This is a genomic window from Bradyrhizobium sp. PRIMUS42 (genome assembly GCF_023006515.1).
In the GTDB taxonomy this organism is placed as follows: domain Bacteria; phylum Pseudomonadota; class Alphaproteobacteria; order Rhizobiales; family Xanthobacteraceae; genus Bradyrhizobium.
In genome coordinates, this window is the sequence record NZ_JALBGZ010001127.1 from 1 (window position 1) to 1,363 (window position 1,363).

The following is a 1,363-nucleotide window of genomic DNA, read 5'->3' on the forward strand; positions in this document are numbered from 1 at the left end:
CGACCAATGCCGGCGAGCGCGGCCGCATGCTGTCCGGCGGCGAGCGGCAGCGTCTGTCGATCGCCCGCGCGCTGCTGAAGAACCCGCCGATCCTGATCCTGGACGAAGCCACCAGCGCGCTCGATGCCGTCACCGAGACCAAGGTGAACGCCGCTCTCGACGAAGTGATGAAGGGCCGCACCACCTTCGTGATCGCCCACCGCCTCTCCACCATCCGCAACGCCACGCGGATCCTGGTATTCGAGAATGGGCGCGTGATCGAAACCGGAACTTTCGATGAACTCGTGGCCAAAGGCGGCCATTTTGCCGAGCTCGCCAGGGCCCAATTCATGGTCCATGAAACCGCTCAAGCGAGCACACGGGCCAGCATGACGGCCGCTGAGGCTGCCGCGACGGCTGCCAAATCCCCGTAGCAAGGTCCTCATAACAACGTCGAAATTCGGCCTATTTCATTGCGGAATACCCCGCTGATGCCCCTATTATCGACGCACCAGCCGGTATAGGTTTGCGACGCCGCAAGCGGCGGCGCTGGATTTCAAAACCGAACATCAGATCACGAGAGCCGCCCGGAACCGGCGGGTCTCCAAGGACCGGAATCGGATAGTGCACGCCCTACGCCCGCTGCTTCGCAAATCGCTGTTCAACCTGTTCGCTGCGAGCCTCGCATGCGCCGCGCTGCTCGCGCCCCGCGCGGCGAGCGCCGAAGCGCTGCTGCTGATCGAGGCCGACAGCGGCAAGGTGCTGCAGGCGGATAACGCGACCATCCCCTGGTATCCGGCCTCCGTCACCAAGATCATGACCGCCTATGTGACGCTGAAGGCAGTCAAGGACGGCAGACTGACGCTCGACACGCTGCTCACGGTATCGCCGACGGCGGCCTCGCAATCGCCCTCGAAGATGGGGTTCCGCCCGGGAACGCAGCTCACCGTCGACAACGCGCTGAAGATGATGATGGTCAAGTCGGCGAACGACATGGCCGTGGTGCTTGCCGAAGGCGTCGGCGGCTCGATCGACGGCTTCTCCGCGATGATGAACGACACCGCCAGGAAGCTCGGCATGACGCAGACCAGCTACGTCAATCCGAACGGCCTGCCCGCCGACGGCCAGATCACCTCGGCGCGCGACCTCGGCATTTTGGCGCGCTCGTTCCTGCGCGACCTGCCGGAATACGAATACTTCGTGCACATCCCGGCGATGCGTTTCGGCAAGCGTGTCACCGGCAATTTCAACAAGCTGATCGGCCGCTATCCCGGCGCCGACGGTTTCAAGACCGGGTTCATCTGTGCCTCCGGCTACAATCTCGTGGCGTCGGCAACGCGCAACGGCCGCCGGCTGATCGCGGTGGTGCTGGGCGCGAGCTCCG

2 protein-coding genes are annotated in these 1,363 nt (G+C 64.3%); both read left to right on the top strand.

Going from position 1 to position 1,363, the window contains the following annotated elements; genetic code table 11:
* The coding region (locus MOV75_RS38270; RefSeq protein ID WP_247008018.1) for an ATP-binding cassette domain-containing protein at positions 1 to 413 on the top strand (413 nt) is incomplete at its 5' end.
* Between the two features lie 190 nt (positions 414 to 603).
* The coding region (locus tag MOV75_RS38275; protein WP_247008019.1) for a D-alanyl-D-alanine carboxypeptidase family protein at positions 604 to 1,363 on the top strand (760 nt) is incomplete at its 3' end.